Origin of the sequence: Persicirhabdus sediminis (assembly GCF_016595495.1) — a bacterium.
Lineage (GTDB): Bacteria > Verrucomicrobiota > Verrucomicrobiia > Verrucomicrobiales > Akkermansiaceae > Persicirhabdus > Persicirhabdus sediminis.
Genome location: NZ_JAENIM010000039.1, coordinates 230659 through 247205 on the forward strand (window position 1 = coordinate 230659; position 16547 = coordinate 247205).

Annotated in this window: 18 protein-coding genes; 6 read left to right on the plus strand and 12 right to left on the minus strand. The window is 47.0% G+C overall.

The window, feature by feature from the left end; genetic code table 11:
* Positions 1-1620, plus strand: a 1620-nt coding sequence (locus tag JIN82_RS08505; protein ID WP_200311204.1) for a hypothetical protein, incomplete at its 5' end; no start/stop codon positions are given.
* Positions 1621-1700: 80 nt separating this feature from the next.
* Positions 1701-2327: a lipoate--protein ligase family protein gene (locus tag JIN82_RS08510; RefSeq protein ID WP_200311205.1), complete on the plus strand. Its 627-nt coding sequence runs from the start codon at positions 1701-1703 to the stop codon at positions 2325-2327.
* Between the two features lie 27 nt (positions 2328-2354).
* Here JIN82_RS08510 and JIN82_RS08515 read toward each other — a convergent pair whose 3' ends face one another.
* From JIN82_RS08515 to prfB, 4 genes are all read right to left on the minus strand, one after another.
* Positions 2355-3128, minus strand: coding sequence for an FHA domain-containing protein (locus JIN82_RS08515; RefSeq protein WP_200311206.1), 774 nt, complete (start codon positions 3126-3128; stop codon positions 2355-2357).
* A 77-nt stretch (positions 3129-3205) separates the two neighbouring features.
* Positions 3206-3739, minus strand: a complete 534-nt coding sequence (locus tag JIN82_RS08520) for a flavoprotein (protein ID WP_200311207.1) — start codon at positions 3737-3739, stop codon at positions 3206-3208.
* Between the two features lie 12 nt (positions 3740-3751).
* A complete protein-coding gene (gene gmk, locus JIN82_RS08525) occupies positions 3752-4357 on the minus strand; it encodes a guanylate kinase (RefSeq protein WP_200311208.1) in 606 nt (201 codons plus the stop codon).
* A 1-nt stretch (position 4358) separates the two neighbouring features.
* Positions 4359-5472, minus strand: a protein-coding gene (prfB, locus tag JIN82_RS08530) for a peptide chain release factor 2 (protein ID WP_343221732.1) whose coding sequence is annotated in 2 segments (ribosomal slippage) — positions 4359-5387 and positions 5389-5472 — 1113 coding nt in all. Because the reading frame shifts where the segments join, the coding sequence is not laid out codon by codon here.
* Between the two features lie 91 nt (positions 5473-5563).
* Here prfB and recO point away from each other — a divergent pair.
* The 3 genes from recO (at position 5564) to JIN82_RS08545 (ending at position 8085) form a co-directional block, all read left to right on the plus strand.
* Positions 5564-6091: a DNA repair protein RecO gene (gene recO / locus JIN82_RS08535; RefSeq protein WP_200311210.1), complete on the plus strand. Its 528-nt coding sequence runs from the start codon at positions 5564-5566 to the stop codon at positions 6089-6091.
* 111 nt (positions 6092-6202) lie between these two features.
* On the plus strand, positions 6203-7084 hold the full coding sequence (locus tag JIN82_RS08540) for a tetratricopeptide repeat protein (RefSeq protein ID WP_200311211.1): 882 nt from the start codon (positions 6203-6205) through the stop codon (positions 7082-7084).
* A gap of 98 nt (positions 7085-7182) precedes the next feature.
* Complete coding sequence (locus JIN82_RS08545; protein WP_200311212.1) at positions 7183-8085, plus strand: tetratricopeptide repeat protein; 903 nt, start codon at positions 7183-7185, stop codon at positions 8083-8085.
* 31 nt (positions 8086-8116) lie between these two features.
* On the opposite strand, the gene JIN82_RS08550 is transcribed toward JIN82_RS08545, so the two are convergent.
* The 6 genes from JIN82_RS08550 to JIN82_RS08575 all read right to left on the minus strand — a co-directional run bounded on the left by JIN82_RS08550 (position 8117) and on the right by JIN82_RS08575 (position 13764).
* Positions 8117-8863: a hypothetical protein gene (locus JIN82_RS08550; RefSeq protein ID WP_200311213.1), complete on the minus strand. Its 747-nt coding sequence runs from the start codon at positions 8861-8863 to the stop codon at positions 8117-8119.
* The gene (locus JIN82_RS08555; protein ID WP_200311214.1) at positions 8863-10158 is read right to left on the minus strand and encodes an aminopeptidase P N-terminal domain-containing protein; all 1296 of its coding nucleotides are present in this window, start codon (positions 10156-10158) and stop codon (positions 8863-8865) included. Before JIN82_RS08555 ends, JIN82_RS08550 begins: the two co-directional genes overlap by 1 nt.
* Before the next feature lie 44 nt (positions 10159-10202).
* Entirely contained in the window at positions 10203-11051 is an 849-nt protein-coding gene (locus tag JIN82_RS08560; RefSeq protein WP_200311215.1) for an NAD(+)/NADH kinase, read from the minus strand.
* 57 nt (positions 11052-11108) lie between these two features.
* Positions 11109-11834, minus strand: coding sequence for a TlyA family RNA methyltransferase (locus JIN82_RS08565; protein ID WP_200311216.1), 726 nt, complete (start codon positions 11832-11834; stop codon positions 11109-11111).
* 22 nt (positions 11835-11856) lie between these two features.
* A complete protein-coding gene (locus JIN82_RS08570; RefSeq protein WP_200311217.1) occupies positions 11857-13365 on the minus strand; it encodes a sulfatase family protein in 1509 nt (502 codons plus the stop codon).
* 156 nt (positions 13366-13521) lie between these two features.
* Entirely contained in the window at positions 13522-13764 is a 243-nt protein-coding gene (locus tag JIN82_RS08575) for a DUF6868 family protein (protein WP_200311218.1), read from the minus strand.
* A gap of 446 nt (positions 13765-14210) precedes the next feature.
* Here JIN82_RS08575 and JIN82_RS08580 point away from each other — a divergent pair, with 446 nt between their 5' ends.
* The gene (locus JIN82_RS08580) at positions 14211-15314 is read left to right on the plus strand and encodes a hypothetical protein (protein WP_200311219.1); all 1104 of its coding nucleotides are present in this window, start codon (positions 14211-14213) and stop codon (positions 15312-15314) included.
* Positions 15315-15432: 118 nt separating this feature from the next.
* Here JIN82_RS08580 and JIN82_RS08585 read toward each other — a convergent pair whose 3' ends face one another.
* Together JIN82_RS08585 and JIN82_RS08590 are read right to left on the minus strand one after the other, a co-directional pair.
* Positions 15433-16062, minus strand: coding sequence for a peroxiredoxin (locus JIN82_RS08585; protein WP_200311220.1), 630 nt, complete (start codon positions 16060-16062; stop codon positions 15433-15435).
* Between the two features lie 210 nt (positions 16063-16272).
* Complete coding sequence (locus tag JIN82_RS08590; RefSeq protein WP_200311221.1) at positions 16273-16545, minus strand: hypothetical protein; 273 nt, start codon at positions 16543-16545, stop codon at positions 16273-16275.
* Positions 16546-16547 lie beyond the last annotated feature (2 nt).

The following is a 16547-nucleotide window of genomic DNA, read 5'->3' on the forward strand; positions in this document are numbered from 1 at the left end:
GAAGAACCAGTAGCTGACGAAGCGCCAGTAGCTGAAGATGCACCTCTAGCTGAAGAAGAACCTCTAGCTGAAGAAGAATCTGTATCTGAAGAAGAATCTGTAGCTGAAGAAGAATCTGTAGCTGAAGAAGAACCAGTAGCTGAAGAAGAGCCAGTAGCTGAAGAAGAGCCAGTAGCTGAAGAAGAGCCAGTAGCTGAAGAAGAGCCAGTAGCTGAAGAAGAGCCTGTAGCTGAAGAAGCAGCTGTTTCTGAAGAAGAGCCAGTAGCTGAAGAAGAAGCTGTAGCTGAAGAAGAACCTGTTTCTGATGAAGCACCTGTTTCTGATGAAGCACCTGTAGCTGACGGAGAACCAGTAACTGAAGAAGAACCAGTAGCTGAAGAAGAACCTCTAGCTGAAGAAGAACCTCTAGCTGAAGAAGAACCTCTAGCTGAAGAAGAACCTCTAGCTGAAGAAGAACCTCTAGCTGAAGAAGAACCTCTAGCTGAAGAAGAGCCAGTAGCTGAAGAAGAAGCTGTAGCTGAAGAAGAACCTCTAGCTGAAGAAGAGCCAGTAGCTGAAGAAGAAGCTGTAGCTGAAGAAGAACCTGTTTCTGATGAAGCACCTGTAGCTGACGAAGCACCTGTAGCTGACGAAGAACCAGTAGCTGACGAAGAACCAGTAGCTGACGAAGAACCAGTAGCTGACGAAGAACCAGTAGCTGAAGAAGAGCCTGTAGCTGAAGAAGCAGCTGTTTCTGAAGAAGAGCCAGTAGCTGAAGAAGAAGCTGTAGCTGAAGAAGAACCTGTTTCTGATGAAGCACCTGTTTCTGATGAAGCACCTGTAGCTGACGGAGAACCAGTAACTGAAGAAGAACCAGTAGCTGAAGAAGAACCTCTAGCTGAAGAAGAACCTCTAGCTGAAGAAGAACCTCTAGCTGAAGAAGAGCCAGTAGCTGAAGAAGAGCCAGTAGCTGAAGAAGAGCCAGCAGCTGAAGAAGAACCAGTAGCTGAAGAAGAACCTCTAGCTGAAGAAGAAGCTGTAGCTGAAGAAGAACCTGTTTCTGATGAAGCACCTGTAGCTGACGGAGAACCAGTAACTGAAGAAGAGCCAGTAGCTGAAGAAGAGCCAGTAGCTGAAGAAGCACCAGTAGCTGAAGAAGAACCAGTAGCTGAAGAGGAACCTGTAGCTGAAGAAGAATCAGTAGCTGAGGTTGCGCCAGCAATTTATCATGAGGCTCAGTCAACCAGACGAGGGGCCTACAGATTTAATCAATTCGAGACGTATAAACCAGCACGCTGTGAGGCGAGTGACTTCGCTGAGCTCGATACCGATTTGCAGAACTTGCTATTAGGTGTTAGTCGCCATTTGGCACCAAGTCAGTGTTGGATTCTAGGTGATGATGCTGAGGTGATATTTGCGTCAGTTGGATGGCCGAGTTTATTTAACTGGGCAAAAAAGGCATTGTTGTCTCAGCTAGCTCAAGGAACGTCAGCAAAGCCAGTTAGTTTGGCTTGGACTGGTGGTCGTGTACTCGAATCAGTTGTCATCAACCATGCCGGTAAGGATGTGTTGCTGATCACACTCTTGGTGGAAAAGGCAAGCAAACAGCAGCTTCAGGGTTTGTCTGAATTGCAGGCATAGAGCTGAGCATAGAATTTGGCGTGGATAAATTATTTGAGCGATTTCATTGCTTGCTAGATCGGCAGCCCCGATGTGCAAGCATGAACATGGCTATTGATCAGGTCTTGCTGGAAAGTTCTAGCAATGATCCGATTGTACGTTTCTATCAATGGTCGCGCCCGTCCGTTAGCTGTGGTTATTTTGTTGCTGTAGCTGAGGTGGAGTTAGCTTATCCCGAGCGCAATTATGACTTTGTGCGCCGCCTTACTGGTGGCGGCATGGTCGACCATCGCAATGACTTTACGTACTCTATCATTGTGCCAAGAGGACATGCTCTAAGTGAGGCAAAAGGTGACGTATCCTACGAGTTGATTCACCGTGCTGTTTCGCGTGCGCTGCACTCTGTTGGGGTGGAGAATGATATGCAGTCAGAGGATACGGGATCTGGCCAAGGAGTGTGTTTTGATACCCCAGTGACAAAGGATCTTGTATTGGCTGATTCAGGCGCGAAGTTAGCTGGTGCTGGTCAGCGGCGAAATAAATTTGGACTATTACACCAGGGAAGTGTGCTCGCTGATGGTCTTGATGGAAACTTGTTTTCCAGACATCTGCTAGATGAGTTTGGAAATAGCCGAGGTGACTATCAGCTGAGTGAATTCCAGCTAGAATTGGCAAAAAAATTAGCCGCACATAGATATTCTAGTGCGGCTTGGAATTTGAGACGTTAGCTTGATTTGCTAGTGTCAATCAGCTGATTACTCAGCAGCTTCAGCTGGCTCTGCATTGTCAGCAGGTTTCTTGGAATAATGTTTTTCTATCTCTTTTGGTAGAGATTTGCCATTGGTCTCTTTGTAGTAGCGCAGTGACATGCCGATGAATACAGCCACGCACATGGCGGCAAAGATTAACAGACCGCGGATGATGGCTGCTGCTTGGCTAGGTTGGCTGTGTGTACGCTGTCTAGCTGGCGCCTGAGCTGCTTGTTCTTTGTATTCTTCATCTACAGCGTCAACAACTTCGCGGCTGGTAGCTGGAGCTTGTTTCTTTTTCTTTCTTTTGTTCTGTTTGAGAACTGGCGCTTCGATGTCTAACGCGTCTTCAGCTGGAGTCTCCTCTACGGTGGATTCTTCCGCAGCCATTGGTGGCAGCTTGTTGTCTTTAGTCTCATCGAGGTCAGAAATTTTCTGCGGAGCTGGAGCATTTTTCTCCTCTTCGGCGAGGGCATCGAGTTCGGTCTCATCGAGTTCAAAATCTAGCGGAATATCACCGATCAGCAGTTGCATGCCGTCGTAGAGATCCATGTGCTCAAGTTTGGTGCTATTGAGCTTGATGCCGTTAGTAGAGTTTTCGTCGTCCATGACAAATCCACCTGGCACTCGCTTCATGGTGCAGTGGTGGGTGGAGACTGATGGGCAATCGATGACGATGTCGCAATCTGCTCCGCGGCCGATTTTCACGATTTCTCGGTCTAACTTAAAGCGGTATGGTTGCTTGGCTTTTCCTGGTTCTGAAATGGTGACTCTAGGCATAATCAATTAATATACGCATAAATTAACGTTATATTACATTTCGCAAAGCAAAATATGCGATTGTTTTACATTCAGGCTTATGAAGCAGTCGCTTCAGCTGCCTGAACGATGAGTTCTTCATTGTAAAGTCTACCAGGTCCAGAGTAGCCGCAGGCTAACATGCCTTCGTCTTCTGGGCCGATAAATTCACATCCATCGGCTTTGAGTTGTTCGACATTTCGCTGGGTAGCTGGGTGCAGCCACATTTTGCCATTCATTGCCGGGGCGATGAGAACTTTGGCCTTAGTGGCTAGATAGATGCTAGATAGTGGGTCTGGCGCTAGGCCATGGGCAAAGTTGCCAAGTGTATTGGCGGTAGCTGGGGCGACGAGCATGAGGTCGGCGCGATCAGCTAGATCAATATGACCGGGTTTCCACGATTGTTTTTCATCTTGCAGGCTAACGAGCACAGGGTTCTGTGAGATCACTTGCAAGGTGAGGGGAGTGATAAACTCGGTGGCAGCCTCGGTCATCACGCAGTGGACTTCGTGGCCACGCTTCTTGAGTAGCGAGACAATGTTAGCAGCTTTGTAGGCGGCGATAGATCCGGTGATGCCGAGGATGATGGTCATATTTTTGTGAGCTTATGCTTGGATGAGGCGGCTAACTTTGAGTCGCTCAGCTATGAGCAGACTTTTGAATTTAGCGTAGTCTTCTTCGTGAGTGCCAGAATAAATGAGCGAGGTATATTTATTCCAGTACTGCATTTCTTCAACTGAGTTTTTCATGCGCAAGTCGATGATCTCCTGAGCATCGGTGCCGCGGCCAGAGAGGCGCTTGTAAAGTTCTTCTTCGCTAGGCGGCATGACAAAAACATCAACCAGCGCTTGCTGGATGATTTCGCTTTGGCATTCACGCACGAGGCTGGCGCCTTGCACGTCGATGTCGAGCACGACGTCGGTGCCTTTTTCCAAATGCTCAACGACCTCGCTGATGAGCGTGCCGTAGTTATTGCCGTGGACTTCTGCGTATTCGATGAATTTGTCTTCCTCAACTAACTTCTTGAATGACTCGCGAGTCTGAAAAAAGTAGTCGACGCCATCTTGCTCGCCTTCACGTGGCTGGCGGGTGGTGCAAGATGTGGAATAAACAGCTTCACCTTCTTCTGTGAGACGGCGGCAGAGGGTGGATTTGCCGGATCCTGATGGACCGGAAACGAGGAGTAGGATACCTGATCTTTTGTGGCTCATGTTATTTTTGTTTTCCTTTGAGCATGGCTTCGATGAATGGGTCGAGGTCGCCGTCCATCACGGATGAAATGTTGCCAGATTCTACGCCGGTGCGCAGATCCTTGGCCATTTGGTAGGGCTGGAAGACGTAAGAGCGAATCTGATTGCCCCAGCCAATGTCACCTTTTTCACCGTACGAGCGCTCGCTCTCGGCTTTCTTTTTGTCTTCTTCTATCTGGAAAAGTTTGGCTTTCAGTAGCTCCATAGCCAGCTCGCGGTTACGCAGCTGGGAACGCTCCTGAGTACAGCGGATGATGATGCCTGTTGGTTTGTGTTTCAGGATAACCGCTGTTTCCACCTTGTTGACATTCTGGCCACCAGCGCCGCCTGAGCGCGCGGTTTGGATGTCGATGTCAGATGGATCAATATTGACTTCAATGGTGTCATTGATTTCTGGAGTAGCATCGATGGAGGCAAATGAAGTATGGCGTTTGCCAGCTGAATCAAATGGCGATATGCGCACTAGACGGTGCACGCCACGTTCATTTTTCAAGTAGCCGTATGCGTATTCGCCATCGATTTTGATCGTAGCTGTGCGGCAGCCCGCGCCGTCACCGTCTTGGTAATCCACTGGGCTAACATTGAATCCTTTTGACTCAGCCCAGCGCGAGTACATGCGCAGCAGCATATTTGCCCAGTCACAGGCTTCGGTGCCTCCAGCGCCTGCGTGAATAGTTAGGTAGGTGTTTGAGCTGTCGTTAGGGCTGTTGAGCAGCATGAGGATTTCAAAGGAATCCAGCGCTTTGCAGATGTCTGCAAATTCGTTAGCTGCTTCTTGGCACGACTCTGCGTCATCTTCTTCTTTGGCTAGCTCGATGAGGATTTCCAAATCCTCAGCGCGTTCTTCTAGCTTAAGAAACGGATGCAGGCGCTTTTTCAGCGCATTGGCTTTGTTAACCGTTTCTTGGGCGGTATTGGCATTATCCCAGAATGATGGTTCAGCCATTAGACCATCGAGCTCGATGATCTGAGATTCCAGATTGGCGACGTCAAAGATACCTTCTGAGTTCCGATAATCTCTCTGCTAAAGCAGAGGTATCGAACGCCAGAAGGTCAGCGTTATTAGGTTGGCTCATACGCGCTCAGTGATACTCGAAATTTTTTTTGAGGAAATAGAAAATTGCATCCTTTTTTTGTACGTTGGCTTTGTTATGAATAGACGCGTTCATGGAGAGTAGCCGAGCCATAGTCATACGTACCTATTCGCTTACAGAATCGAGTTTGATTGTGGTGTGGTGCAGCGAGCAATTTGGATTGATCAAAACCGTGGCGAAAGGTGCCAAAAGTCCAAAAAGTAAGTTTGCTGGCCAGCTAGATTTGTTTTATTTGGCGGATATTGACATCGTCATGAGCCGAAAAAGTGATTTGCACCAACTGCGCGAAATGCAGCTGGAGCGAACCTATGACGGGGTGCGTACATCTTTTCTTCGTACCTTGATGGCCTCGTACTTTGCCAGTTTGCTGGCGAAGATGTGTGAGCCGGAGCACGCAGAGCCACGTTACTTTGATCTCATTTGCCGAGCGCTTAACTATCTAGAAAATGGCGAGTTAAACTTACGTATTTTGGAGCATTTTGAAAACCAGATTGCCGAGATAGCTGGAATTCGTGAGCCCAATAAAAAAGCATACGTGCAAATTTTAGATATTTACGGCGACGTTTCTGAGCTCAGAAATCGATGCCTAGATCGATTGTAGAAAGTAATTCCTAACTGCCTGTCCAAATTTGCTTGTGAAATGGTATTTACTGATGAAGCATTATATGCAAATAATTCTGTACCAATAGCCTCCCACAACTAAAAATTATCTATGGATAAAGAAAGTTTTGATAAACTTGCAGCTTTCCAAACGAAAGCTGAGTCACTTCGCAAGCGTGGGGAAACGGAAGAGCTTGTCTCTTTTGTTGAGAAACGTGTGAATGAAGTTGTTGAGAATGATGAGTCTGGTGTCTCATTCTATCAAGAACTGCTAGGTGATATACATCGTGAATTAGGCAATGCTTCTGACGCGGTGAAAGCCTATTTAGGCTCCCTATCTTCGATGCAGCCAAAGGGCATGGGCGAAGATTATCTTAGCCGCTACGCTAGAATTAATACGGCAGTGGCTGTCTTATACGAAGAGGATGGGCAACTCCGAGTGGCCGCTGATTATTATGGTTTGGCGCTAGAAGCTCACGAGGCTGGCGGGGAATCTCAGACTGTGAAGGCACTGGGCATTTGTAACAATGTCGCATTTATCCGCAAAACTCTCGAGGAATATGATGCAGCTGAGACATACTATCTCAAGGCATTAGAAATCTGCCATGCCGTCTTTGGCCCCGAGCACGAAAATACTCTAGTGGTTTATAACAATACAGCCACTTTGTATTCTGTAGCTGGCCACCTTGAGCAAGCTAAGGAACTTTGCCTAACGGCTCTTAAAGGAGTCGAAAAGACTGAGTCTGTAAATACTCTGGATACAGCGCAGATCCACTTGAGCCTGGCTCATATCTGTGAGGCACTAGGCGACCATATCGGTTGTCGTAGGCATTACGAAAATTCCATTCGGATCTATGGTAATCGCATCAAAGATGCTTCTGACCATTATGTTGAGGTGGCGGACCAGTATGCAAAGTACCTACGTTCTATTGGCGAAGAGATGGAGGCATTCTCTGTAACGCAGACAGCCAATCTACGTCTGCGTAGCGCCTAAGGTCGATATCAGCTGAGGTAAATGGATTTTGTTGAGGCTCATTTTTCTTTTGAGCTGGCCTGAGCTGTGCTACTGGTGGATACGTAGTCCTACAAACAATGAATAACGAGAGAATCGACTTTTATAACGATCTTCAGGATCGAATCTACAAGCTCTACGAAAACAAGCTTCACGACCAAGCGATAGAAGAGCTATCGGAGGTTGAGTCTGAAGCTAGGGCTGCACACGAAGAAGCTGCAGATAATGACTCACTGCAGGAGCTGGTGGTTTGTTTAGAAATTCGCGCTAACTATCTACGTGAATCTCGTAAGCGCGATGCTGCTGAGAAAACCTATCTGAATTTGATAGAGCTGATTGGCGACAATGAAGATTTCGTCGCTGAGAAGGCTCGTATTGCTGCTAGTGTTGGCATGCTGAAAGAACGCATGGGTGATGTAGACGGGTCGATTGAGTATCATTTGAAGTCTATCGAGCTGTATGAGTCGATGGCTGAGGCCAGACCCGTGGAGGTTCTATCACTTTGTAATAACTTGGCGTACATCTATAAGATGTCTAACCGACTCAGTGACGCCGAAGATCTCTACCAAAAAGCATTGGAAATCTGCCGCGATAATTTTGGCGTAAAACATGAGTCTACAGCCGCTGTGCTCAATAATCTCGGCGCGATGTATTATTCAGCTGGCCACATTGATGAGGCATTAGAAGCGCATGAATATGCTCTCGACGGGCGTTTAGAGTCACTCAGTGATGATCATCTCGACTGTGCTCAGTCATTTGCCAACCTCGCGCTTTGCCATGTGACTCTGTCTAACGCTGATGCAGTTAAAGAAAACTTCAGCAGAGCATTAGAAATCTATTCTAAGCATGCTAAAGCTGCCTCATTAGACTACATGTCAGTGGCCTTCAATTACGGAGAATTTTTGCGCAAGCAAGGTGAAGACGAGCTCGCACGCGAAGTTGAAAAAGCGGCATCACAGCGACTCAAAGAAGTTAAGGCATAGCCTTATAAGACAGGTAAAAAATCCCCGAGCTTTAGCTGTGGGTTTTAAATGTCTGGTTTTCTAGCCAGCCCACGATGAGTGGACGGTAGGTGGTTAGGTTGCCGATTACGCGGTATTTGGATCGTTTCAAGCTGCTAGCATTTTCAGTGCTTTGGTCCACTACAGATTTTGATGCTCCGCCAGATGAATGGATGTAGCGGATTTCGTCATCTAGGTTGACGATGAATGCGACGTGTTTGTCTAAGCCGACGATGTAGATTCCCAGTCCATGGTCGCGGACTTTTTTGAGAAATTTTTCGTAGCTAGTTTGTGTGTAGATATTGAGATTCTGCCTAGGTAGAAATGTTCTCAATATATTTTGTGAAGGTTGTTGGGCTAAGCGGATGCGGTTTACTTTGAAGCCAGCGTCGCGCATGATTACAGAGACAAAATACCCGCAGGCGATTTTCTCCTCACCGGGTGTGGTAGAGGTGCCGTTAAAATCCCACGGTGTAGTGAGCCAGCAGCGCATCAGTTGAGGCATGAATTCCTCTAATGTGTTGGAGGCTTTTGTTACTATCAGATCTCGCTCACTGTCACTCTCTGCGGCATTGTAGGCTTCGGCTAATTTTTCTCGCCGAAGTGCTAGTTTTTCTATGAGGAATGCATAGCGCGCCGGCTGAGCAGATTCAGCCGGCTGATTTAATCCAGCCCAGTCAATAGCCGGTAGCTGATAGCTATTGATAAAAAATATCAAAGCTGCGAGCCCAGCGCTGGCAATGGATAGATATCCAAACATTAATGTTGGGAGGCCATGAGCGCCTCGATTTCATCGGCTTCGATAGGAATGGTGGCCATGAGGTCTAGGTTTTCCTTTTCGCCGATGAGGTAGTTATTTTCTAATCGTATGCCAATGGCTTCTTCTGGAATGTAGATGCCGGGCTCGATGGTGAATACATTGCCTACCTGAAATGGTGTATGGCGGCAGCTGACGTCGTGCACGTCCAGCCCGAGGTGGTGGGAGGTGCCGTGCATGAAGTAGCGTTTGACGAGCGCTTTGTCAGGCCCTTGTTGTTTTGCTTCCTCGGCGTCGATGAGGCCGAGCCCGATGAGTTCACCTTCGATGAACTCAATCACAGCATTCTGATAGTCGGCATAAAGTGTGCCTGGTCTGAGGATGGTGTTAGCATAGCGCAGTGTTCTCAGTACCGCATCGTAGACTTGGCGTTGTCGTTTGCTAAATTTGCCATTAACGGGCACCGTGCGCGTCATGTCCGCATTCCAGTTAGCGTATTCTGCACCCACATCCATGAGTATGATTTCGCCATCTAGGCAGATCTCATGGTTGTCGACATAATGGAGTATGCAGCTATTTTTTCCGCTGGCAATGATAGGGGTGTAGGCAAAACCATTTGATCGCTGACGGAGAAATTCGTGCGCGTATTCAGCTTCGATTTTCCACTCGCCGACGCCTGGGCGAATATATTTTAGTACCCGTCTGAATCCGTCTTCGGTAATCTGGCAGGCGCGTCTAATTTGCGCAATCTCTAGCTGGTCCTTGACCATGCGCAGTTGCGTCATTAGCGGAGCTAGACGCTCTAACTTCTGCAGCGGGAACTGCTTGATGAATGAGTTGATGTAGCGCTCATTGCGGGTGACGACACGGGATTCTGAACGGATGTGTTCATTACTTAAAAGATAAGCATATTCGGATTGATAGATGAGGCTCTGCAGCACGGCATCAAATTGCTCAGTCCAATGAACTGTCTGAATGCCTGAGAGTTTACTGGCCTGATGCAGGCTCAGTTTTTCACCTTCCCAAACCGCAATGTGTTGATCTGTACGGCGCACAAATAGGATTTCGCGATGTTTTTCCTCAAGCGCATCTGGATAGAGAATGAGGATGCTTTCTTCTTGATCAATTCCCGTTAGGTAATAAAAGTCGCTGTTTTGTTTGAATGGCATGACGCCATCCGCATTGGTTGGCATGATGTCATTAGAATGAAGTATGACGATGCTATTGGACTTGAGCAGCGGATTCAGTCGCTGGCGGTTGTTGATGAATAGCTGGGAGTCGACGGGCTCATATTTCATAATATCATTGGAGCGAGAATTTGTGCATTTATCAATGCGAAAGCTTAGTGCCAACGCAGTTTCGTGCGCACAGTTTTGAAAAAACTAGTATCTGAAATCGTTAGTAGCGGCAGAACGTGCGCGGCTTTTTTGATTTTCACATGGCTGCCCGGTTTAACTTCGACAATGTCGCGACCGTCAGCATTGAAGAATAGTGTCTCCTCAGTTTTTTCGGACGGGGTGACTTCTATCAGTGAGCTATCAGCTACTACCATGGTTCGATTGCTCAGGCTATGTGGGCAAATGGGTGTGACAAGAAAGATGTTAGCGTCGGGCGCTACTAATGGGCCTCCAGCTGATAGTGAGTAGGCGGTAGAGCCTGTTGGAGTGGCGACGATAAGACCATCAGCTCGGTACTGGTTGAGCACCTCGCCATTAATGCGCGTATCTAGACTGACCATGCGGCTGGTGTGACCTCTTGTTAGTGTCACCTCGTTAAGCGCGGTGAACTGCCTCTGGCTACCGTCGGTTGACTCGATAGTAGCGGTGAGCAAAGTATGAGGGCTGACGGTGAATTTGTCGTTTTCTATCGCGGAAATAAGTCGCTCCAGTTCGTGTTCGCTGCAGCTAGTTAGGAATCCGAGGTGGCCAGTATTGATTCCGGCGATGGGTTTGGTGCAGGCGCCAATACGGTAACTCGCATTGAGCATGGTGCCGTCGCCGCCGAGCACCGCGATGATGTCGCAGTGGTCTTTGAGTTGCGCCGCAGGGATGCCGGGGCCGTTCTCAATGAGGCATGATGTATCGGTTTCTAGCACCCACTCGTGGCCTCTATCTTTTAACAACTTACAGAGGCTGGCTAGGGTGGCGGGCGAACTGTCTTTATTGGTATTGGCGATGATCCCGAATTTCACAGTACGTGGATGATAGTTGGTATTAGCTGGATGAAAACAGTTATTTACTAAATTCTGCTAGCGTAACCAGGCTAGAAATTCGACGTTGCCATCTGTGCCAGTTATCGGCGATGGGATGACTTTGATCCAAGTGCGGCCAAGATCTTCAGTAACAAATTTCTCGATCTTATCCACCGCTTTTTGGTGTAACTTACTGTCGCGCACAATGCCCCCTTTGCCAATCTCGTCTCGACTCAGCTCAAATTGTGGTTTGATGAGGCAGACAATTTGACCACCTTCAGCTAGACAAGCAAACATTGGAGGCAGGATCTTTGTTAGTGAAATAAATGAAACGTCAGTGACCGCGAGGTCGACCAACTCGCCGAGATCCTCAACCGTCATGTGCCTAGCGTTGAATTTTTCTTTCACTACGACTCGCGGGTCGCTGCGAAGTTTCCATGCTAGCTGGTTGGTGCCAACGTCCACTGCGTGAACGCGCGTGGCGCCACGCTGTAGCAGACAGTCGGTAAAGCCACCAGTGGAGGCTCCAACATCAAGGCAAACTAGACCAGCTGGATCAATTTCGAATTTTTCTAGCGCGCCTTCAATTTTGAAGCCACCACGGCCAACAAACTTAGGTTTTTCTTTCACTTTGAGGTCAGCCTCGCTGTCGACTTTGGTGCTCGGTTTGCTAACAACCTGGGTGCCGGTCATTACTTCGCCAGCTAGAATCAATCTTTTTGCGATCTCTCTGGATTCGCATAGCCCTCGGCTAACAAGGAGTTGGTCGACTCGTTCTTTCATGATCTAGCTGGATACGTTATAATTAGTGTTGATTCTTTTTGCCCGTCTCGCGAGTAGATGGGTAGACGTCTTGATCCTCTTCTTTGAGTTCTTCACGCACTTCTTTAAGATTAACCTTCATCTTATCCATTAGTGCGGAGTACTCAGGGTTTTCAGCTAGGTTGTGCATTTCCGTAGGATCTTTTTCAAGATCGAAAAGTTCATAACGCTGCTCTTTAGGAAAGTAGATGAGCTTGTAACGATCTGTACGCACAGCTTGGTGTTGGGGAATACGGTATCCTTTGTCGTCATAATAACGATAGTAAATGCGTTCTCTCCAGCTGCTAGGTTGTTCACCATTAAGCAATGGAACTAGACTAGAACCTTGTATATCAGCTGGAATCTCGACGCCAGCTAGTTCTAGCAAGGTTGGTGCAAGGTCAATATTTAGAGCAAATTGGTCCACGCGCTGGCCGCTTTTGGCTTTCGGGAATTTGATGATTAGCGGCGTGCGAAATGATTGTTCGTAGGCCCAGCGTTTGTCTGACATGCCGTGCTCGCCAAGGTAGAAACCCTGATCAGCCATGTAAATGAGTACGGTGTTGTCGTCGATTTTTTCGTCTTTGAGCAGTTGGTTTATTTCTCCAACTGAGCGATCAATGCTCTTGGCGCAGCGTAGATAGGCTTTGATGTAAAATTGATAGCGAGCTGTGGCGCGTTCTTGCGGGCTGAGTTTTCTATCAGCTGGATTACCTTTGCCGCGGCGATCTTTACCTTTTAAGCCTTGAGCCAGGAATGCATGGAGTTGTTCTATGTTAGGCACCTTGTTGTGAGCCTGAGCGATGCCAGGTCGGCCCTCCCATGTGTCTCTTAGAGTTGATGGCTCGGGGATGGTATCATTTTCTAGCCAATCGGCATCGCGTGGATCCCACTGGAATGGCGTGTGTGCTGCTTTGTGATGCACAAATAGAGCTAGCGGTTTATCTGCTGGGCGGTTCTTAATGTGTTCTTCTGCCATGCGGGTAATGACGTCTGAACAGTAGCCTTTTGTCTGTAGCTCGTTAGGCCTCTTATAGTTGGTATCGTTATAAAATGTTGGGTCTTCGTAAACCCCTTGGCCCGGAAGGATGAGCCATTCGTCAAAACCTGTTGGATCACTTTTTAAGTGCCACTTTCCAACAAGTACCGTGTGGTATCCAGCTTCTTGCAGGAGTTGCGGGAATGTCGTCTGGCTGCCATCGAATGTTTCCCACGCGCGTACGCCGTTCATGTGGCTGTATTTTCCCGTGAGGATGGCGGCTCGCGATGGCGCACAGATTGAGTTAGTGACAAATGAATTAGTAAAAAGGGTGCCTTCTTCGGCTAAGTTATCAATTTCAGGAGTCGGGTTGAAATCTTTGAATGGCGAATCATAAGAGCCGATGCTTTGATAGGCGTGGTCGTCTGATAGAATGAAGACGATGTTGGGCTGTGCTGCTGAAAGTCCAAAGACAGCTGTGGCTTGTACGATAGCAAGCGATAGGAATTGGTTAATTTTTAGATTACTGAACATATCAATAGTGTTTGTGCACGACAATCATGTCGGCAAACCACTACAATGTCCAGCAACAGGCTATGGCTGGAGGTAGTTTTTTCTCTATGAGCAGACTAGCCAGCTGGCATGCATGTGAAATGCATCCCGTGCTTTATGTTATCATTCCTCAGAAATCTAACCAATGATGAGTAAGGTCAAGTAGGGGATGAGTGAAAAAATAATGAGCAATACTTTAAAAATGGCCAAGTAAGCAAATATCAACATGTCGTAGTTGCTGGGTGAAATATCGAACCATTTACGGTGGATTCGATAAATCGACTTTTTGCCAATGACAAATGCTGCTGTGGAAAACATGAGCAGCCAGAAGCCTAGTATGGTTGTCCACATGAAAAAATCAGTAAGTAATGGTATGCTCATGGTTTGCCTCCTTTGCTATGTAGTTAATGTTGAACGCAATAAAACAAGCGGAACGGCACTCTAGTTTTGTCTATATATCGATATGCTCGCCTGAATCTAGTGCTGGGGGAGTTTGCGGCGTGCGCTAATTATTGCCGCGCTACGAGGCTGTGAACTTGTTGGAAAATGTTATCTGTTAGTGAAAATGTGATATTTCAATATCTGTTTAACCGTTGTAGCTAGTTGTATTTTTTGGTATTTTTATTTGTGTGTAATCCATTCTGATATAATAAGTTTTGGTTTTGTTCTAGCTGTTTGCTTAAGGTTAGTTAATGCATTTACCTATCGTTGATTGCAGTCTGATAGGTTGGTTGTAATATTTCTTGTTTGCATACAAATGTGCAAAGTATAAACAGGGGTATGACGCTTCGAGGTTGGGTAAACCACCTCGATCACCCTTAAGAGTTATGTTAGTTAATCTTGTTCAGCTAAAAAGATGGATATTTACCGCGGCATTGTGGATGATAATTGGTAATGCTGGAGCTAAGAATGAAACCGTATTATCTGAAAATTTTGATGATGGTTCAGATAGTATTGCTCACGAGAGGGGGAATTTTAAGTGGCATAAGACTTCAAGTAAAGTAGGGAGACGCGGTGCGTCAGTTAGTCTAGAGGTGCCCGCTAAACAAAAGGGGTTTCTTATGATTAAACCTGGTCTGCCAACTCGCTCGGAGCGCGGCATGGAATTTATTTCATGGGTCTATTTGGATAGAGGTGATGCCGATACTCAAATATGGCTGCAAGTGATGAGAAAAGGCGAGTGGGTTACCTTGCAAACCTGGATGGAAGGAAGTGACTTTACAAAAGGTGAGTGGTCAAAGCTAAGGGGCAAATATCAAACTAGCGAAAGTTTCCCTGCGCGATCAAAGTTTAGATTGGCAATTGTGTCGGCTGGTGTTGGTGCTCACGTCTATGTAAATAACTTTAGGTTTATAAAGTTAGGTGAGCAGCCAGTTTTTTTGACGGAGGATTTTAATAGCGGTGAGTGGTTAAATGTCCATGACGGTGACTACGAAAAGGTGAATCTAACGGCTCGTCTGCAGGGTGAAATTGGTAATCCCAATGGTTGGAAATTCTACACCAATAATAGACTTAATGAAAATATCTTTGTGGCGGCTGTATCTTTCACTAGGGAGGCTGCAGCAGTTAAAACGGATCGAGTTGTCGCACTAGGTTTGAAAAATGACGCACTGGCGGCGAAGCCAGTCAAGCTACGTGCAGGGATGGATTTAAAAGTGAGCTTTGATTATCGCTCGGCCAAGCCGGAAGATGTTATATTGTGCGGTCTCTTTAAAACCGTGCCGAAGTACAGCGCAGGCGATGGTGGCGGCATCGTGACTAAGGGAGCCATTAGCTGTCATCGGATTACTTTTCCGGGATTGTCATTTGGTTCGATGACCAAATCTCTAGGCGCCGTGCCAGCTGACGGTGTCTATCATTTAGTTATCTATAGACGTGGTGCCGGCCTGCCAACTTGGTTTACCAACTTGAAGATAGAAGGAGAAAACTAATATTGTTTGTCCTGTATGCAGCCCGTTGGATATTGACAGGCTATCTATAGCTAGAGACTAAAAATGCCGAGCGTCATTGACGACACTCGGCATGAAAAATGATTAATGAATTGCTAGATTACTTAGAGAGGTAATCGGCAACTCCATCGTGAGAAGGAGTCATGGCGTCTTCACCTTTTTGCCAGTTCATTGGGCAAACTTCGCCGTTTTGCTCGAAGTGCTGGAGAGCATCCACTGTACGGATCGCTTCGCTGATAGAGCGGCCAATAGGAAGGTTGTTAACCAGTTGATGTTGGACGATGCCTTCTTTGTCGATGAGGAACAGGCCACGGTAAGCTATCAGTTCGCCTTCAACAGTTACATTCCCTTCGAAGTCTTCAACGTACTCACCAGCGAGCACGTCGTAGTCGAATGAGATGGTTTTGTTAGTATCAGCAACGATTGGGTAGGTGATACCTTCGATGCCACCTTTGTTTGGTGGTGTTTGTAACCAAGCCCAGTGAGAGAATTCTGTATCAGTTGAGCAGCCGATGACTTGAACGCCACGCTTTTCAAACTCTTCGAGTGCTTTCTGGAAGGCGATCAGCTCAGTTGGGCAAACGAATGTGAAATCTTTAGGGTAGAAGAAGAGCAGAACGTACTTCTCACCGAGGAATTGTTCGAGTGTGAAGTTTTCTACAATCTTGTTGCCTTCGACAACCGCTGATGCGGAGAAATTTGGTGCTTTTTTACCTACAAGTACAGACATGATGTGTTTGGTTTCTTGTTTAAGAAGTTGTCAGTCGTTTACTCTAAGATGATAAAATATGCAAGTGATTGGATGGATTTTGCTTGGTTCTGATTTTGATCAGGTGTTTTGTTAAGTTTTGATTTTGCTGGCTGTGTGTGGTTAGGAGATAGCTGGGTGGACTATGTTACACGTGTTGATAGTGTGAGAGTTGGTTAGCTTGCACATGGTTTACTGGACGTAGATAACATCCTGTTTGGCTTCAGCTGCGCGCTGCTGCTCTAGCAATTCCTCGTCGTATCGGCTATCACGGTCAAAAATGACATCGCGGTTACGTTTGATTCTATCGTTGCGATCTTCGATGCGTTTTTCCATCTGGCTGCGGGAGAAATAGGGTTCGCTATCTTGCACTGGTACAGGGGAGATCTCGCTGTCGTATTGGTTGCAGCTGCTCAAAGTGATAGCAGCAAGGATAAGCGCGGCTGGAAATGTGGGTGAGTTCATGT